The following is an 18222-nucleotide window of genomic DNA, read 5'->3' as shown; positions in this document are numbered from 1 at the left end:
CTCGGTGATCTTCAATGCCATCGCTCGCCCGCTCCCTTCGCCGGGACAGGGAATCACGCGCAGCGAAAATAAGAAAATCACAACCGAGTCAGATCAAACGCTGGCCGGTATCATACCGTTGCCCGCGCATGCGAAATGCACCAGGCCGACGGGCTTTGCCGACGAACCGCCACCTGGACCGGCGATGCCGGTGACGGATATGGCGACATCCGCGTTCGAGGCTCGCAAGGTACCTTCCGCCATCTGACGCGCGACGGTTTCCGACACAGCGCCGTCGGCCGCGAGACTTTCCGGATCAACACCGATCATCGCGATCTTCGCCTCGTTCGAGTAGGTCACGAACCCGCGGTCAAGGACAGCCGAAGACCCGGCGATATCCGTCAGGGCTGCCGCGATCATCCCGCCCGTGCAGGACTCGGCGGTGGCAATTTTCAGGCCGCGCGCGGTGTAGGCCTCGATGACCCGGCGAGCCTTGCCGGCGATCTCGCCCCCGTTATCCGTCACGCGCTTTCTCCGTAGGCGACGCTCGCCGTGGCGATCGCCGCGATACCCTCCTGTCGCCCGACGAAACCGATGGTTTCGTTGGTCGTCGCCTTGACCGAGACCCGATCGAGGCCGATCCCTGTCATTTCCGCGATCGCCTCACGCATCGTCTCACGATGGGGCGCGATCGTCGGCGCCTCGCAGATCAGCGACACATCGGCATTCATGATCCGCCCCCCCTTCGCGCGCACGATCTCCACAGCCTTCGCCACGAAGATATGCGACGGCGCGCCCCGCCATTGCGGATCGCTGGGCGGGAAATGATCGCCGATGTCGCCCGCGCCGCAGGTGGCGAGCAGGGCGTCGGTGAGCGCGTGCAGCCCGACATCGGCATCGGAATGTCCAGACAGCGCGCGATCATGGGCGATCCGCACGCCGCACAGGGTTACATGGTCGCCATCGACCAGCTGGTGGACGTCATAGCCATTGCCGGTTCTGACATCGATCATGCCCGGAGCTCTCCTCAATCGTTCGTCGGCCAAGGCGATATCACGCGCGGTCGTCAGTTTCACATTGTCGGACGAACCGTCGACGAGCCGCACGGCCAGCCCGGCCCATTCGGCAATCGAGGCGTCGTCGGTGAAATCGGTGCGGCCAGACCGCGCGGCCCGCTCGTGCGCGTCACGAATCGGGCCGAAGGGAAAGCCCTGCGGCGTCTGGGCGGCAAACAGCTGCCGCCGGTCGACCGTCGCGGCGATCAGGCCAGCCTCCGCACCACGTTTCAGGGTATCCGCGACGGGCAGTGCCGGGATGGCGCCGACGGTATCGGAGAGAGCCGCCAGCGTTCGATCGATCAGCGCCGCGTCGACGAAGGGGCGCACGGCGTCATGGATGAGGACGCGATCCGGCGGGGCCTCGGCCAGGGCAGCCAGTCCAAGACGCACCGATTCCTGGCGCGTCGAACCGCCTATGACGATTTGTAAGTCGTCGTCGCCATCGGTCCCGAGAGCCTTCCGCAGCAGCTCACGGTCGCCGGGGTGGATGACCAGGACGAGGCGATCGATGGCTGGATGCGAACGGAGATTATCGAAGGTTCGAACCAGAATGGACCGCCCCGCGATGTGGCGATATTGTTTCGGCCCTTCATGGGATTGGCCGGCCCGTTCGCCGCGCCCCGCGGCAACGACGATCGCCGCGACAGTGGGTTTCATTCTGGCGATCCTTCCCTTGTGTCGCCCCAGTCTGGATCACAGATGAGGGCGACTTCGCAAGTGCAATATGCTTGTCTTTTGAGCACGCCTCTATAAAGTGCAACCCAATGATGCGAGAATCGACACAACCTGGAAAGAGCTCCGAAGCCGGCGCTTGGCGATCAACCCCGCGCGGTGTCGAGCAACCGCTGTCGGTTGGGCCTAACCGCTTGGATAACCGCGTCTTCCTGGCTCCTTTGTCAGGTATTTCCGACGTGGCATTTCGTCGTCTCGCGCGCCGATTCGGCGCCGGGCTGGTTGTATCCGAAATGGTCGCCAGCGGCGAATTCGTCAAAGGTTGCGACGCGAGTGCGATGCGGGCGATGCGAGACGGATCGGGCACCCATGCCGTCCAACTCGCCGGCCGCGATCCGAAATGGATGCGCCAGGCGGCCGAACGGCTGGCGGATCTCGGCGTCGACATCATCGATATCAACATGGGCTGTCCGGCGAAAAAAGTCGTCGGCGGATTGTCCGGCTCGGCACTGATGCGCGAGCCTGATCTCGCCTTGCGGATCGTCGAAGCGACCGTCGCCGGTGCCGGCGATATCCCGGTGACGCTGAAGATGCGGCTTGGTTGGGATCGGGCCTCGATCAACGCTCCCGAACTTGCTGCGAGGGCCGAGGCGGCGGGCGTCCGGATGATCACGGTGCATGGGCGAACCCGCGCCGATTTCTATGAAGGAAAGGCCGACTGGCCGGCGATCGCAGCGGTGCGCGACGCGGTTACCGTGCCGGTCGTCGCCAATGGCGATCTTGCCCGTTCGGATCAACTGGACCCGATGCTGACATCGAGCCGGGCCGATGCCGTCATGATCGGTCGCGGGGCGCAAGGACGGCCTTGGCTGCCGGGACTTCTCGCCGGCAGGGTTGGCTTGAAGGACCTGTCCGCCATTCGCCTGTCCGATCTCGTCGAGGAGCATTACGATATGATGCTGGCCCACTACGGCCTGAATGTCGGCGTCCGCCATGCGCGAAAGCATCTGGGCTGGTACCTTGACCGTTTCGGCGCAGGCGTCGAGCCGATTTCGGCGGCGGATAGAGCGTCGGTCATGGCGGGTCGTGAGCCGGCGGACGTCGTCGCCTGTCTGAGGCGCCTGTTCGGCGACGCCCGCCTTTGCGATGTGGAGCCGACCTTCCGGCATGACCTCTTTCGCGATGCGGCCTGACCGGTGACGATCCCGTTCGATTCTCCAGCCGTTGCGTTTGAACACACGCGTATCCTGAATGCCTTGCCGCATCCCGTCGTCGTTCTCGACCGCGAAGGGTATTTTCGGTTCGCCAATTCCGATGCCGAGCAGTTCTTTTCGGCCGGCATGGCCAGTCTCGCCAAACGGCGCATTCAGGACTTCGTGCCGGGGGACAGCCCGCTCTTCGCGCTGATCGAGCAGGTCCGACAGCAGCAGGGACGAATCAGCGAGTATCGCGTCGACCTTTCCTCGCCACGTCTCGGCGGCGAACGGCTGGTGGATCTGTACGTCTCGAATTTACCGGACGAGCCCGACCTCGTCGTGGTGATGATCCAGCTGCGCTCCATTGCGGAGAAGATGGACCGCCAGCTGACCCACCGATCCGCCGCTCGATCCGTCACCGGGCTGGCGGCCATGCTCGCCCATGAAATCCGCAACCCGCTGTCCGGGATCAAGGGCGCGGCGCAACTCCTGGCCACCTCGGCCAGCGACGAAGATCGAGGTTTGACTCGGCTGATCCAGGAGGAGAGCGACCGGATCGTCAAGCTGGTCGACCGGATGGAGGTGTTCTCCGACCAGCGGCCGATCGAGCGATCGGCGGTGAACATTCACTCGGTCTTGGAGCACGTGAAGATGCTCGGCAAAAGCGGCTTTGCCCGGGATATCAAGATCGCCGAGCTTTACGACCCCTCGCTGCCGGCGGTCCTGGCCAACCGGGACCAGCTGGTGCAGGTCTTTCTCAACCTCCTGAAGAATGCGGCGGAAGCGGTAAATGGTCGCGAGGACGGCGAAATCCGCCTTTCGTCCGCCTTCAAGCCTGGCGTCCGGCTGTCGGTTCCCGGCACCAAGGACCGCGTCACCTTACCGTTGGAATTCGCTGTGGAAGACAACGGCGCCGGAGTCCCCGATGACCTCCGCCAGCACATCTTCGATCCCTTCGTGACGACCAAGCCGAGCGGTTCCGGCCTTGGACTTGCCCTGGTCGCGAAGATCGTCGGCGATCATGGCGGGGTCATCGAATGCGAGTCGCAGCCGGGGCACACGATCTTCCGCGTTCTGATGCCGGCCTGGCGCGAAGCACGAACTCCCGACGAGCAGGATCTGCCTGTCGGAACGGAAATCTGAGGACACGGGAATGAGTATGCAGATCCTCGTCGCCGACGATGACTCGGCCATCCGCACGGTGGTCTCGCAGGCGCTGATGCGCGCCGGGTTCGAGGTGCGCGTCACCTCGAACATCGCGACGCTGTGGCGGTGGATTTCGGCGGGTGAGGGCGATCTGGTCATCACCGACGTTCTCATGCCCGACGGCAACGCCTTCGACACGCTTCCGCGGATCAAGAACTCACGACCGGACCTGCCGGTGATCGTCATGAGCGCGCAGAACACCTTCATGACGGCCATCAAGGCGTCGGAGAAGGGCGCCTACGACTACATTCCCAAGCCCTTCGATCTGACCGAACTCGTTGCGATCGTGCGCCGCGCGCTGTCCGAACCGAGGCCCGGGGCCAAGACGGGCGCGCCGGAAGAACTCCAGGACTCGATGCCGCTGGTGGGCCGTTCGCCGGCGATGCAGGACATCTACCGCGCGCTGGCCCGGATGATGCAGACCGATCTCACGGTGACGATCACGGGTGAATCGGGCACCGGCAAGGAGCTCGTCGCCCGTGCGCTTCACGACTATGGACGGCGGCGCAAGGGGCCGTTCGTCGCTATCAACATGGCGGCTATCCCGCGCGAGTTGATCGAATCCGAGCTTTTCGGTCATGAGAAGGGGGCTTTTACCGGGGCGCAGGCCCGCACCAGCGGCCGTTTCGAGCAGGCCGAAGGCGGAACGCTGTTTCTGGACGAGATCGGCGACATGCCGATGGAAGCGCAAACCCGACTTCTGCGGGTGCTCCAACAGGGCGAATATACGATCGTCGGAGGGCGCACGCCGATCGCCACCGACGTGCGTATCGTGGCCGCCACCAACAAGGATCTGCGCCAGTTGATCGGGCGGGGGCTGTTTCGCGAGGACCTGTTCTACCGTCTCAACGTGGTGCCGCTGCGGTTGCCGCCGATGCGCGAACGCATCGAGGATCTGGCCGATCTCGCGCGGCATTTCTTTGCCCAGGCCGAAAAGGAGGGGCTGCCGCGAAAATCGCTGAGCCAGGGCGCGCTCGACGTCATGCGCCGCTACCCGTGGCCCGGCAACGTCCGCGAGCTCGAAAACCTCGTTCGCCGCCTGTCCGCGCTCTATCCACAAGACGAGATATCGGCCGAATTGGTGGAACACGAATTGTCCAATGATGCCCCCAGTTCCCCGGGCATCGACAGCGATAGCGACAGGCCGATCGATCTCAGCGCGGCGGTGGAACGTTATCTCTCCGACTATTTCGCGTCGTTCGGGGATGGTCTGCCCCCGCCAGGTCTGCATGAGAGGATCTTGCGAGACGTGGAGTATCCGCTGATCGCGGCAGCTCTCGCGGCAACACGCGGAAATCAGGTCCGGGCGGCCGATCTGTTGGGCGTCAACCGAAATACCCTGCGCAAGAAAATCCGCGATCTCGACATTTCTGTCGTCCGCTTGATCAGATAACTGGATATCTGCCGAATTTCGTTGCAGATTAGACACAATCCGTTGCTGTGTGGCAACGTGATCATCATTTGCGGCGAATCATGACTTCTAACCCGGTGCAATCAGAAGGCGAGATTCCGTTCCTGTTGGAACGGCGGCGATTCATGCTTGTTCCGGGCCTTCTGGCCGTCGTTGGGGCACTGGTGACGGGGGCGATCTCCTTCGTCGTCCTCATGGGACTGACGCCGATCGCGCCGACGGACACGATCGTGACCATCGCGACCGTCGTCAACGGCGCCTTCGTGTTGATCCTCTGCCTTTTGATCGGGCGGGAAGTCATGCGCATGGTCCGGGCGCGGCGGCAGGGAAAGGCCGCGTCGCGTCTGCACGTTCGCATCGTCTTGCTGTTTTCCATCGTCGCTGCGCTGCCGGCGCTGCTAGTGGCGATCGTGGCCGGTATCACGCTCGATCTCGGCCTTGATCGCTGGTTCGAGATTCGCACCCGCACCATTGTCGAATCCTCGATCAGCGTGGCGCGGGCCTATGTCAACGAGAACGCCCGCAACCTTCAGGGCTCAACTTTGTCGATGGCCTACGATCTGGATCAGCAACGGCGGTTGTTTGGTCTCGATCCGACCGGCTTCCAGAATCTGATGACCGATCAGGCCAAGGGGCGCTCCCTGCTCGGGGCGCAGCTTTTGCGGCCGGACGGCACGCCATTCCTGGCAGCTGACGTCGCGGTCGAACGCCCGCTGCCGGTCCCCCCGGACGACGCTTTGAAACAGGCGGCGGAAGGCAACCTCGTCTTCATCCCCCCCGGCGTCACCAACCTCGTTGGCGCGATCATCAAACTGCGGCAGATCGCGAATGTCTATCTCTACACCGTGCGCGCCGTCGACCCGGAGGTGATCGCCGCGCTGCGGTTGATGGAGGAACGGTCGGCGGAATATTCGAGCCTCCAGTCCAATCGCTTCGGCCTCCAGCTGGCCTTCGCGCTTTTGTATCTGGGGATCACGCTGATCGTCCTGTTGTCGGCGATCTGGACCGGAATCGGCGTCGCCGACCGGCTCGTCCGACCGATCCGGATGCTGATGGGCGCGGCCGATGAGGTCAGCGACGGCAATCTGTCCATATCGGTTCCCGTGCGCGCGTCTGACGGCGACGTCGGATCCCTGTCGAACACATTCAACAACATGATCCTGCAGCTTCGCAGCCAGCGTTCGGAACTGGTTCACGCCAAGGATGTTATCGACGAACGCCGCCGCTTCACCGAGGCCGTTCTGTCCGGCGTGACCGTCGGAGTGATCGGTGTCGAACGGGATGGCACGGCGACGATGGTCAATCCGTCGGCCGAGCGCATTCTCGATGTGGAATCTCGGCTCGTGGTGGGCCGAAATCTTGATGAGACGTTTCCGCTCATCGGCAGGATTTACCGCGCCGCGTCGATATCCTCGCGGCCGGAGTATCAAGAGGAAGTCAAACTGCGCATCCGCGACCGAGAAAGGACCCTGGCGATCCGGATCACGTCCTCCGAGGCAGGGGAGGAGGCCCAGTCGAGCGTGGTGACGATCGACGACATCACCGACCTTGTCGAGGCTCAGCGCTCGTCAGCCTGGGCAGACGTCGCGCGTCGTATTGCCCATGAGATCAAGAACCCGCTCACCCCGATCCAACTGTCCGCGGAACGCATCCGGCGTCGATACGGAAAACGCGTTGAGGACGATCGCGAAGTCTTCGACCGGTGCATCGAAACGATCGTGCGGCAGGTCTCCGATATCGGCCGCATGGTCGACGAATTCTCCACCTTCGCGCGGATGCCGAAGCCGAAGATGGAAGCCAAGGACCTTCGCGAAGCGCTGCGCGAGGCGGTCTTCATGCGCGAAATGGGCGACCACGGGATCGCCTTCGAGGCCGATATTCCAGATCAACCCATGCTCGGTTCCTATGACATACGGTTGCTGTCACAAGCGTTTGGAAATTTAGTGAAGAACGCGGTCGAGGCGCTCGAGGCAACCGAGGATATCGAGGGTCGCATCGTCATCCGGGCGGAGCCGGGCCTGGACCGCCACATCGTCGAAATCATCGACAACGGTCGCGGATTTCCGCGCGAGGATCGAGATCGTCTGCTTGAGCCCTACATGACGACACGCGAGAAGGGTACAGGGCTCGGCCTGGCGATCGTCCGGAAGATTATCGAGGATCACGGCGGAACCATCGCCCTCGATGATGCGCCGGACCAGCCTCAAGGCGCATTGGTACGTATCACCTTGCCGGCGATGGAAACTGCCGTCGAGCCGAACGAAGAAGAGACGGAAGAAAGGACAGGTGAGATCGATGGCATCGGACATCTTGATCGTCGATGACGAAGCCGACATCCGCGAACTGGTAGCGGGGATCCTCGAGGACGAGGGTCATGAAACGCGAACGGCCGGCGGCTCGGATGCGGCGCTTCAGTCGATCGCCGACCGGGTGCCGCGACTGATCTTTCTGGATATCTGGCTGCAAGGCAGCCGGCTGGACGGACTTGATCTTCTCGATGCGATCAAGGCGCAGCATCCTGAAGTTCCCGTCGTCATGATTTCCGGACACGGCAATATCGAGACGGCCGTGTCGGCGATCCGCCGCGGCGCCTATGATTACATCGAAAAGCCGTTCAAGGCTGACCGGCTGATTCTCGTCGCCGAACGGGCGCTGGAGACCTCGAAGCTGAAGCGCGAGGTTTCCGAACTGCGCCGACGTTCGTCCGATTTCGCCGAATTGATCGGCAAGTCGCATCCGATGAACCAGTTACGGACGCTGATCGAGCGGGTCGGCCCGACCAACAGCCGGGTGATGATCCTTGGCGCCTCGGGTTCCGGCAAGGAAATGGTGGCGCGCGCGATCCACGCCGGGTCGAGCCGCGCCGACGGGCCCTTTGTCGCTCTCAACGCGGCCGCCATCATGCCCGATCGCATGGAGGTGGAGCTCTTCGGCACGGAGACACCGCCGGGGGTCGAGCGCAAGGTCGGGGCGCTCGAGGAAGCCCATGGTGGCGTCTTGTATCTCGACGAGGTTGGCGACATGCCGCGCGAGACCCAGAACAAGATCCTGCGCGTTCTTACCGAGCAGACGTTCGAGCGGGTCGGCGGCTCCAAACGGGTGAAGGTTGACGTTCGGATCATTTCGTCGACGGCGCAGAATCTGGAATCGATGATCGCCGACGGAATATTCCGCGAGGATCTCTACCATCGGCTCGCCGTTGTCCCGATTGTCGTGCCCCCGCTCGCCGACCGGCGCCAGGATATTCCGCTGCTCATGGAGGCCTTCATGACGCAGATCAGCGAGCAGACCGGCATCAAGCCGAAGGCCATCAGCCCCGAAGCGATGGCGGTCTTGCAGTCCAGCGACTGGCCAGGAAACGTCCGGCAATTGCGCAACAATGTCGAACGGCTGATGATCCTGTCCAGGGAGGGCGATGCGGAAACGCAGATCTCGGCGGACATGCTGCCACGTGAGGTCGGCGAAATGCTGCCGCGCACACCCAGTCAGTCGGATGGCCAGATCCTGGCCCTGCCGCTGCGCGACGCGCGCGAAGTGTTCGAGAAGGAGTATCTCGTCGCGCAGATCAATCGCTTCGGCGGCAATATCTCTCGCACCGCGGAGTTCGTCGGCATGGAGCGGTCTGCTTTGCACCGTAAGTTGAAGTCGCTTGGCATCTGACGACGTGGACCGACGCGCACCTATGGACGGGAACGGCGGATGGCGCCGCGTTCTCCCCGGCGGATGATAGGCAACATGGGGCCTCGGCAGACCCGGAATCCTTTGCGCAAAACCTCTCAAGCCGATATGGACGCCTGTGGTGATCGGCTCGCGGGTCGGCAAAAGAGGCGCATTCCATGAGAGTGGTGATTTGTGGCGCGGGCCAGGTCGGCTATGGCATCGCCGAGCGCCTTGCATCCGAACGCAATGACGTGTCGGTGATCGACACGTCGCGGTCGCTCGTCCAGGCGATCCGCGACAATCTCGATGCTCGCGGCTTCGTCGGCCACGGGGCTCATCCGGACGTGCTGGCCGAGGCCGGCGCCGAGCAGGCGGACATGATCATCGCGGTGACCTTGCATGATGAGGTCAACATGGTGGCCTGCCAGGTCGCCCATTCGCTGTTCAATGTTCCGACCAAGATCGCGCGCATCCGGTCCCAGAGCTATTTGCGTTCGCATTGGCAGGATCTGTTCTCGACCGATAACATGCCCATCGACGTCATCATTTCCCCGGAGGTCGAGGTCGGCGAGATGGTGCTGCGACGGATCGCCCTGCCTGGGGCGATGGATGCCGTGCGTTTTGCCGACGATACGATCGCGATGGTCGCGATCGAATGCCGCGACGATTGTCCGGTGGTCGACACGCCGCTCGATCAGCTGACCGAACTGTTTCCCGATCTCAAGGCGACCGTCGTCGGGATCTGGCGTGGGGAGCGGCTGTTCATTCCGACCTCGAACGACCAGATGGTGGCCGGCGACATCGCCTATGTCGTCGCCGAGCGCTCCCACGTACGCCGGACGCTTGGTCTTTTCGGACACGAGGAGCCCGAAGCCGGCCGCATCGTGATTGTCGGCGGCGGCAATATCGGCCTTTACGTCGCGCAACAGATGGAGCGCCGTAATCTCGGCGCCAAGGTTCGTGTCATCGAGGCGGATCACGACCGGGCGGTCGCTATCGCCGACACATTGAAGCGAACCATCGTGCTGCACGGCAGCGGTCTCGATCAGGTGATCCTCAACGAGGCTGACATCAGGCAGAGCGATCTGTTGGTGGCGCTGACCAATGACGACAAGGTCAATATCCTCGCGAGCGTCATGGCCAAGCGACTCGGCTGCGGCGGCAATCTGACATTGCTGAACAACCCCGACTACCAAAGTTTTACCCGAACGCTGGGAATCGACGCCTTCATCAACCCGCGGTCGGTCACTATATCGCGGGTCCTGCAGCATGTGCGGCGCGGACGAATCCGCGCGGTCCACTCGATCCAGAACGGCGTGGCGGAGGTGATCGAGGCCGAGGCGTTGGAGACATCGCCGCTGGTCGGCAAGCCGCTGCGCGAGCTGGATTTGCCGGAGAACTTGCGGATCGGCGCGATCTATCGCAATGGCGAGTTTGTTCGACCCAGTGGGCAAACCAAGATCAAGGCGAAGGACCGTGTCGTGATCTTTGCGACCGCCAGCGCCGTCCGTCATGTCGAGCAGTTGTTCCGCGTGAGTTTGGAGTTTTTTTGATCCGGTCGCTCCGCCGGAGCCCGATCATCGGCCAGACGGCCGAGTTTTTGTTGTGGTCGAGGTTGCGAGGCAAAGCACCGACACCGTAAGCGCTCAGTTAGAGAGCGAGCCAAACGCACGGATCGACAGCCGCCAGGCGGTCGTTGCCGCGGCCAATAAGAATAGGAAAAGGACAAGGTTTGATGCCTGAACGCACACAGAATCTGCAGGATCTCTTTCTCAATACGGTCCGGAAGCAAAAGATTTCGCTGACGATCTTCCTCGTCAACGGCGTGAAATTGACCGGCGTGGTGACGTCGTTCGACAATTTCTGTGTCCTGCTGCGGCGCGACGGTCATTCCCAACTGGTCTACAAGCACGCGATCTCGACGATCATGCCCTCGCAGCCGGTCAACATGTATGATGGCGACGAAGACGGGAAGGCGTGATTGGCCGAGCATAAGGAATCCAGACCAAAGGGTCCGATCGAACACGGCAGTGTGGTAACGCGCGCGGCGGTTTTCGTGCCGGTTTTCAAACAATATCAATCGCGGGACGAAGCAAGCCAGGGCAGCTCCGAGTTGGTGCGCCGGAGCGACGAGGCGCGCTTGGACGAGGCTATGGGCCTGGCCGCAGCGATCGGTCTCGATATTGTCGCCAGCGGCGTCGTTAGCGCCGTTCGGCCGCGCCCGGCGACGCTGATCGGCGCCGGCAAGGTCGAGGAACTGAAGGGCCTCGTGGCGAGCGAAGACATCGGTCTTGTCGTCTTCGATCATTCGCTCACGCCGGTCCAACAGCGCAATCTCGAAAAGGAACTCGACGCCAAAGTCCTCGACCGAACCGGGCTCATCCTCGAGATATTCGGACAACGCGCCCGAACGAAGGAGGGCCGGCTTCAGGTCGAATTGGCGCATCTGAACTATCAGCGCGGCCGGCTCGTACGCAGCTGGACCCATCTCGAGCGACAGCGCGGCGGTGCCGGATTTCTGGGCGGCCCCGGCGAAACGCAGATCGAATCCGATCGCCGCCAGTTGCAGGAGCGCATCAAGCGGCTGGAGAAGGATCTGGAGTCGGTGCGGCGCACACGTCAGTTGCATCGCGCCAAGCGCAAGAAAGCGCCGCACCCGGTGGTGGCGCTGGTCGGTTACACGAATGCGGGAAAATCGACACTTTTCAACCGGTTGACCGGCGCCGACGTCTTCGCCAAGGACCTGCTTTTCGCCACGCTCGATCCAACCCTGCGCCGTGCGGCACTTCCCCACGGAACCGAGGTGATGTTTTCCGATACCGTGGGTTTTGTGTCAGACCTGCCGACCCATCTCGTCGCGGCGTTTCGGGCAACCCTGGAAGAAGTGATCGAAGCCGAGATCGTCCTGCACGTGCGCGACATGGCCGATCCCGACACTTTGGCGCAGGCCGAGGACGTGCGGAAAATCCTGCGCGATCTCGACATCGATGCCGACGACAGCGAGCATGTCGTCGAGGTCTGGAACAAGATCGATCTGCTGGACGAGTCCGTCAGCCACCATTTGGCGACGGTCCGCGAGGGACAGCAAGCAACTCAGGCCGCACACCTGGTTTCGGCGATCACCGGCGAAGGCGTGCCCGAGCTTCTCGCGGACGTTGAGCGGCGCATCGCCGGCCGTCTCCGCGAAGTGAGCATCGAGGTCGCGCCGGATGGCATGGGTGTTCTGCCCTGGATCTACCAGAATTCATCGGTGATCGGCAGAGATGATCGGGATGACGGCTCGGTGGCTCTCAGCGCCGAGATGACCGTTCAGGCCGTGACTGAATTACGCCGACTAAGCGAGCAATTACCCGGCATAGAATTTCGATAAGCCGATCAACTGCAGTGGATCAAGCACGGTTTCGCGCGTTCCGCCGATATCGTGATCTTCTCCAGGCGATCGACCAATGCGGCTGAAAGCGATTGACGCGAAACGCATCCATTCGGCGCGCCAGGACATCCTGGTCCGTCCGATATGTGCGCGCGAGACCTGCGGCGGGTGGCGTTAAGCGCCGGTGCCGATGAGCATGAAGGCTGGAATGTCTTCGCCGAAGCCGACCGGAGCGTTGCCGTCGTCGGTCCGCGCGCGACTTGCCGGCTGCGCCGCCCGTGAGCGGGGAGCAGCCGCGGCGGCCGGTCTGGCGCGTTCGCCGTTCGTGCCGGACCGCTTGCGGCTTGTCCGGCTGCGTTCAGGTGCCTCAGATGATGATGCGACACTCTCCTCGGCGAGAGCATCGACCGGAACATCCAATTCTCCGGCTTCGGCGCGCACCACTGCCGGCTCTTCCACCACTGACGCGGCTTCAGGCGCCAAAGGCGCCTTCTCGCTGTTGTCGCGGCGGCGCGTGCCGGTGCCACGACGACTGCTACGACGGGCTGGCTTGTCTTCTGACGGGGCGTCGACGAGCGTCGCGACCGACTCGCCATGCCATGCGATCTCACCGCCGATCAGCTTCTCGATCGCATCCAGATATTTCTTGTCGGACTTGGCGACGAGGGTGAAGGCCTTGCCCGACCGACCAGCGCGGCCGGTTCTGCCGATGCGATGCACGTAGTCTTCGGCGTGAATTGGAACGTCGAAGTTGAAAATATGGCTGACGGCCGGGATATCGAGTCCGCGGGCCGCGACATCGGACGCGACCAAAAGCTGGATCTGGTTGTCGCGGAAGCTCTGGAGCATCGCGGTTCGCGAGCGCTGGTCCATGTCGCCGTGCAACGCACCCGCCGAGAAGCCGTGTTTCTCAAGCGAGCGGAACAGCGTGGCCACGTCGCGCTTGCGATTGCAGAAGATGATCGCGTTGGTCAGGTCGTCCTGCTCGCGAATGATCGTGCGCAGCGTCTCTCGCTTCTCGAAATCGTCCTTCTTCGAGGCGATCAATCTTTGGGTGACGGTGAGGGCGGCGGACGCCGGCTTCGCCACTTCGACGCGGACAGGATTCTGTAGAAACTGCTCGGTAAGCCGGGTAATTTCAGGTGGCATCGTCGCCGAGAAGAACAACGTCTGCCGCGTGATCGGCAAGAGCTTGCAGATCCGCTCGATATCCGGAATGAACCCCATGTCGAGCATGCGATCCGCCTCATCGATGACGAGCACTTCGACAGCGGTCATCAACAGCTTGCCGCGCTCGAAATGATCGAGCAGGCGACCTGGCGTCGCGATGAGAACGTCGACGCCGCGGTCGATCTTCTTGTTCTGATCGCCGAACGAGACGCCGCCGATCAGCAGNTCGAAATGATCGAGCAGGCGACCTGGCGTCGCGATGAGAACGTCGACGCCGCGGTCGATCTTCTTGTTCTGATCGCCGAACGAGACGCCGCCGATCAGCAGCGCGATATTGATCTTCTGGTCGAGGCCGTATTTGACGAAGGATTCCTCGACCTGCGCCGCGAGCTCGCGGGTCGGCTCGATGATCAGCGTCCGCGGCATCCGAGCGCGCGCGCGCCCCTTTTCGAGCCGCGTCAACATCGGCAGCACGAAGGAGGCCGTCTTGCCAGTACCCGTCTGCGCGATGCCGAGCACGTCCCGGCCTTCGATCGCGTGAGGGATGGCCTGTTCCTGGATCGGCGTCGGTTCACTGTATCCAGCTGCCTCTACGGCGGCCAGGACCTTGGCGCTGAGGCCGAGTTCGGAAAAGAGTTTCAAGCTAGCGGTTCTCTTGAATTGTTGAATTGGGGGGTCGATAGCGTTTGAAAGCCCAGTCGAAAGGGCGATAGGGTGACGCTCGTCGCGAGTCAACCGCAGCGCCGCATATGGGGCGATTTCAGGTGATTTACAGGGTACAAAAGATGAATCTGACACAGATTGTGATGATTCCGGGTCTGTTATGTACCGACGATCTCTATCGGGACCAGATCGCGTCCGTCCCATCCTGCGGCGTCGTGATGGCCGATACGACGTCCGATCCGACCATCGCGGCGATGGCCGAGCGTCTGCTAGAGGTCGCGCCGGATCGGTTCCTCCTCTGCGGCTTGTCGATGGGCGGCTATGTGGCCCTCGAAGTCATGCGGATCGCACCCGAACGCGTCACCGACCTGGTTCTGATGGCGACCAGCGCCAAGGCCGACACCGCACAGCAGACGGCCATGCGCCGGCGCTTGGTCACATTGGCTCACGACAAGGGTATCGCGGCCGTCGCCGAAATCCTTTCCGACCGACTGCTCGGTCCCAATGGCCGCACCGACCCGCAGCTACGCCGGCGGATCGTCGCAATGGCGGAAGCGATCGGAGCCGATATCTTCGCGCGTCAGCAGGAGGCCATCATCGGACGGCGGGACCAGACATCGCTTTTGCCGTGCATAGACGTCCCGACGACGGTCTTGGCCGGGATCGAAGATCAGATCATTTCGCCGGACCGATCCCGTGAAATGGCTGCCGCTATGCCGGCCAGCACGCTTGATCTCCTCGACGGCGTCGGTCACATGGTGACGATGGAAGCGCCCGACGCCGCGAGTGCGGTGATCCGACGGCATCTTCAACGGGATGCCTCGGTCACGCCTTATCAGTTGGTTGCCGGACCGAAGGTGTAAGGTTCCCCCGGAAAGAAATGCAGCTCGTAGGTCTCGGTGACTTCCCCGTCGGTAGGCAGGATGTCGAAGAACAGCGTCAGGCTGTTCGGCTGTTCTTCGCTCGGCTCGTCAGCGCGATAGCCCACGACCGCGCCTTCGATCTGATTGATCTCGACGATCTCCGTCGTGGCGAGCACGCTCAGGTCGCTTCCCGCACCCTCGAGTTGCTGAACGAAGAAATGAAAGGCGGAATCGTCGGTCTGCGACTGCACCATGACCGTCCGCCAGACGCCCTCACTCGTATCGTCCGACCATGGTCCGACGATTTGGACATCCTGGACCTGCGGCGACAGGGCTTCGGCGGCCGTCTTTGCCTTTGCGGCGAGCTCGGGATCGCCGGAGGTTGCCGGCGCCGTCTTGGCCTCGGCGGGCTGCGCGGTGTCGGGTGTCACCGGGGCTTCAGCCGGTTGAGCGGCGTCCGGAGCGGCAACGGGGGCTCCGGCGTCTGCCTGGGCCAGAGCGGCCGTATGGCTCATGGCCATGACGAGGAATGCGGTACCGGCAAGCCAGTGTCTGAGATGGGGCATGGGAAGTCCTCCGATTGAGCAATCGACGGCATTTCAGCTGGATCGGATCAGATGTCCAGTTCCTTGACGAATGCGGCGCGATCCTGAATGAAGCGGAAGCGGGCTTCCGGCTTGTTTCCCATCAGCGCATCGACCGCGATCGACGTGCCCGATTCCGGCGCTTCGTCCATAACGACCCTGAGCAAGGTGCGTTTCCTTGGGTCCATGGTCGTTTCCTTGAGCTGCGAGGGCAGCATCTCGCCAAGGCCCTTGAAGCGCGAGACCTCGACCTTGCCGCGCCCATTGAACTCTTTTGCGATCAACCGCTCGCGATCCTTGTCGTCGCGGGCGTAGAAGGATTTTCCACCCTGGGTCAGCTTGTAAAGCGGCGGCACCGCCAGGAACAGGTGACCGCTACGGATCAGTTCCGGCATTTCCTGATAGAAGAAGGTGATGAGCAGAGAGGCGATATGGGCGCCGTCGACGTCGGCGTCGGTCATGATGATGACACGCTCGTAGCGCAAATCCTCGTCGCGGTATTTCGCGCGGGTGCCGCAGCCCAGCGCCTGGATCAGATCGGCGAGCTGTTGATTGGCGCCGAGTTTCTCGCGACCGGCGCTAGCCACGTTGAGGATCTTGCCGCGCAGCGGCAGGATCGCCTGCAGGCGGCGATCGCGTGCCTGCTTGGCCGAACCGCCGGCGGAATCCCCCTCGACGATGAAAATCTCGGCCCCGGCGGCGCCGTTTTGCGAGCAGTCCGCGAGCTTGCCCGGCAGCCGCAGCTTGCGCGTCGCGCTCTTGCGGCTGACCTCCTTTTCCTGGCGGCGGCGTAGCCGCTCGTCGGCGCGCTCGACCACCCAGTCGATCAGCCGCGCCGCGTCCTGCGGCGAGGAGGCAAGCCAGATGTCGAAGGAATCGCGCATCGATTGCTCGACGATCCGCTGCGCCTCGGCGGTGGCCAGCCGGTCCTTGGTCTGGCCAACGAATTCCGGTTCCCTGATGAAGATCGACAGCATGGCCGAGGCCGTCAACATCAGGTCGTCGCCGGTGATGATCGAGGCTCGCTTGTTACCGGAAACCTCGGCGAAGGCCTTGAGGCCGCGCAGCAGCACCGAGCGTAGGCCGGCCTCGTGGGTGCCCCCCTCGGGTGTGGGAATGGTATTGCAATAGGAGCGGATGAAGCCGTCTTCCGGCGTCCAGCTGACAGCCCATTCGACGGCCCCGTGGCCCGAGACTTTCTCGGTGCGGCCGGCGAAGATCTGCGCGGTGACGCGGTGCTCCTTGCCGAGCGTGACGTCGAGATAATCCTTCAGCCCGCCGGGGAAGTGGAATGTCTCGCGAGCCGGGATGTCGCCGCCGGGCACGAGCAGGCTCTGATCGCAAGACCAGCGAATCTCGACGCCGCCGAAGAGGTAAGCTTTCGAGCGAGCCATGGCGAACAGCCGCTCGGGGCGGAACCTGGCACCGTCGCCGAAAATCTGCGGATCCGGCTTGAACCGCACCCGCGTGCCGCGACGATTGTGAACCTCGCCGACTTCGTCGAGCGTCGAGGTCGCCAGTCCCCGCGCATAGGTCTGGCGGTAGAGCTTGCGATTGCGCGCGACCTCGACTTCCAAGACCTCCGACAGGGCGTTGACCACGGACACGCCGACGCCATGCAGGCCGCCCGAGGTCTCATAGACCTTCGAATCGAATTTTCCGCCGGCATGCAGCGTCGTCATGATGACTTCAAGCGCCGACTTGTTCTTGTATTTGGGATGGGGGTCGACCGGGATCCCGCGACCGTTGTCAGCGACGGACAAGGTGCCGTCCGCTTCCAGCGCGACCTCGATGAAATTGGCGTGTCCGGCGGTCGCCTCGTCCATCGAATTGTCGATGACCTCGGCGAAAAGATGATGCAGCGCCTTCTCGTCGGTGCCGCCGATATACATGCCGGGGCGGCGGCGAACCGGCTCCAGCCCTTCCAGCACCTCGATATCGGCCGCCGTGTATTCAGCGGGCTGCGCTGAATTCTGCACCGGCAAAGGCTGGTCGGCCGGCTTTGGCGATTTCGGCCGACGCGCCGCATTGCCCGAAAACAGGTCGTCGCTCATCGCGGACCCGTCTGCGAAACGTGCGGGACAAACTCGTGCTGCAATGAATTCTCGCGCCCATCAACCATGGGGTCTGCCTATACTTTCACGAAATGTTCTTCAAGAGTCCGGTACCGTTTCCCAGCGCATAACGCTTCCGCGACAGGTTTATCCACGGGTTCCGTCGGGCGGGTGCGCCAAAACCGGCGGCGCGGCACGTGTGCTCGGGCGCCACACACTCCAAAACAAAGGATGCGGAACGGCGTCCCTTTCTCCATGGTGCCGACATCCGCTTGCACCGTCGTGTGAAGTCCGGCAGCGACGGTCGAGCAGGAAACGAAAGAATGCCGACGACGG

General features: G+C 62.9%; 13 protein-coding genes and 1 pseudogene. 9 read left to right on the top strand and 5 right to left on the bottom strand.

Features of this window, described 5'->3' with window-relative positions:
* Positions 1-123: 123 nt before the first annotated feature.
* Positions 124-483: pseudogene (locus VQ045_RS01410) on the bottom strand (CinA family protein); the annotation flags it as partial.
* 17 nt (positions 484-500) lie between these two features.
* Positions 501-1694 (bottom strand): bifunctional 2-C-methyl-D-erythritol 4-phosphate cytidylyltransferase/2-C-methyl-D-erythritol 2,4-cyclodiphosphate synthase, encoded by a 1194-nt coding sequence (locus VQ045_RS01405; RefSeq protein ID WP_331828898.1) that lies wholly within the window; start codon positions 1692-1694, stop codon positions 501-503.
* Between the two features lie 110 nt (positions 1695-1804).
* On the opposite strand from VQ045_RS01405, the gene dusB reads away from it, so the two are divergent.
* The 8 genes from dusB (at position 1805) to hflX (ending at position 12552) form a co-directional block, all read left to right on the top strand.
* Positions 1805-2902 (top strand): tRNA dihydrouridine synthase DusB, encoded by a 1098-nt coding sequence (gene dusB, locus VQ045_RS01400; protein ID WP_442879815.1) that lies wholly within the window; start codon positions 1805-1807, stop codon positions 2900-2902.
* A 3-nt stretch (positions 2903-2905) separates the two neighbouring features.
* A complete protein-coding gene (locus VQ045_RS01395; RefSeq protein ID WP_327622098.1) occupies positions 2906-4048 on the top strand; it encodes a two-component system sensor histidine kinase NtrB in 1143 nt (380 codons plus the stop codon).
* 10 nt (positions 4049-4058) lie between these two features.
* On the top strand, positions 4059-5504 hold the full coding sequence (gene ntrC / locus VQ045_RS01390) for a nitrogen regulation protein NR(I) (RefSeq protein WP_327646176.1): 1446 nt from the start codon (positions 4059-4061) through the stop codon (positions 5502-5504).
* Positions 5505-5584: 80 nt separating this feature from the next.
* On the top strand, positions 5585-7846 hold the full coding sequence (locus tag VQ045_RS01385) for an ATP-binding protein (protein WP_442879814.1): 2262 nt from the start codon (positions 5585-5587) through the stop codon (positions 7844-7846).
* Positions 7818-9182, top strand: a complete 1365-nt coding sequence (ntrX, locus tag VQ045_RS01380) for a nitrogen assimilation response regulator NtrX (protein WP_327622101.1) — start codon at positions 7818-7820, stop codon at positions 9180-9182. Before VQ045_RS01385 ends, ntrX begins: the two co-directional genes overlap by 29 nt.
* A 176-nt stretch (positions 9183-9358) precedes the next feature.
* Positions 9359-10735, top strand: a complete 1377-nt coding sequence (gene trkA, locus VQ045_RS01375; RefSeq protein ID WP_327622102.1) for a Trk system potassium transporter TrkA — start codon at positions 9359-9361, stop codon at positions 10733-10735.
* Positions 10736-10917: 182 nt separating this feature from the next.
* Entirely contained in the window at positions 10918-11163 is a 246-nt protein-coding gene (gene hfq, locus VQ045_RS01370) for an RNA chaperone Hfq (RefSeq protein WP_206453939.1), read from the top strand.
* Entirely contained in the window at positions 11164-12552 is a 1389-nt protein-coding gene (gene hflX / locus VQ045_RS01365; RefSeq protein ID WP_327646173.1) for a GTPase HflX, read from the top strand.
* A gap of 174 nt (positions 12553-12726) precedes the next feature.
* Here hflX and VQ045_RS01360 read toward each other — a convergent pair whose 3' ends face one another.
* Entirely contained in the window at positions 12727-14364 is a 1638-nt protein-coding gene (locus tag VQ045_RS01360) for a DEAD/DEAH box helicase (RefSeq protein WP_331828895.1), read from the bottom strand.
* Positions 14365-14507: 143 nt separating this feature from the next.
* On the opposite strand from VQ045_RS01360, the gene VQ045_RS01355 reads away from it, so the two are divergent.
* The gene (locus VQ045_RS01355; protein WP_327646169.1) at positions 14508-15248 is read left to right on the top strand and encodes an alpha/beta fold hydrolase; all 741 of its coding nucleotides are present in this window, start codon (positions 14508-14510) and stop codon (positions 15246-15248) included.
* On the opposite strand, the gene VQ045_RS01350 is transcribed toward VQ045_RS01355, so the two are convergent.
* Complete coding sequence (locus VQ045_RS01350) at positions 15221-15814, bottom strand: hypothetical protein (protein ID WP_327646168.1); 594 nt, start codon at positions 15812-15814, stop codon at positions 15221-15223. The two genes, VQ045_RS01355 and VQ045_RS01350, sit on opposite strands and share 28 nt — an antisense overlap.
* A 47-nt stretch (positions 15815-15861) precedes the next feature.
* Positions 15862-17886, bottom strand: coding sequence for a DNA topoisomerase IV subunit B (parE, locus tag VQ045_RS01345; protein ID WP_331828894.1), 2025 nt, complete (start codon positions 17884-17886; stop codon positions 15862-15864).
* Between the last annotated feature and the right edge of the window lie 336 nt (positions 17887-18222).

Source organism: Aurantimonas sp. E1-2-R+4, from assembly GCF_036549515.1.
Classification (GTDB): domain Bacteria; phylum Pseudomonadota; class Alphaproteobacteria; order Rhizobiales; family Rhizobiaceae; genus Aurantimonas; species Aurantimonas coralicida_A.
The sequence above is the reverse complement of the archived record's forward strand: the minus strand, read 5'-3'. Positions and strand labels throughout refer to the sequence as shown.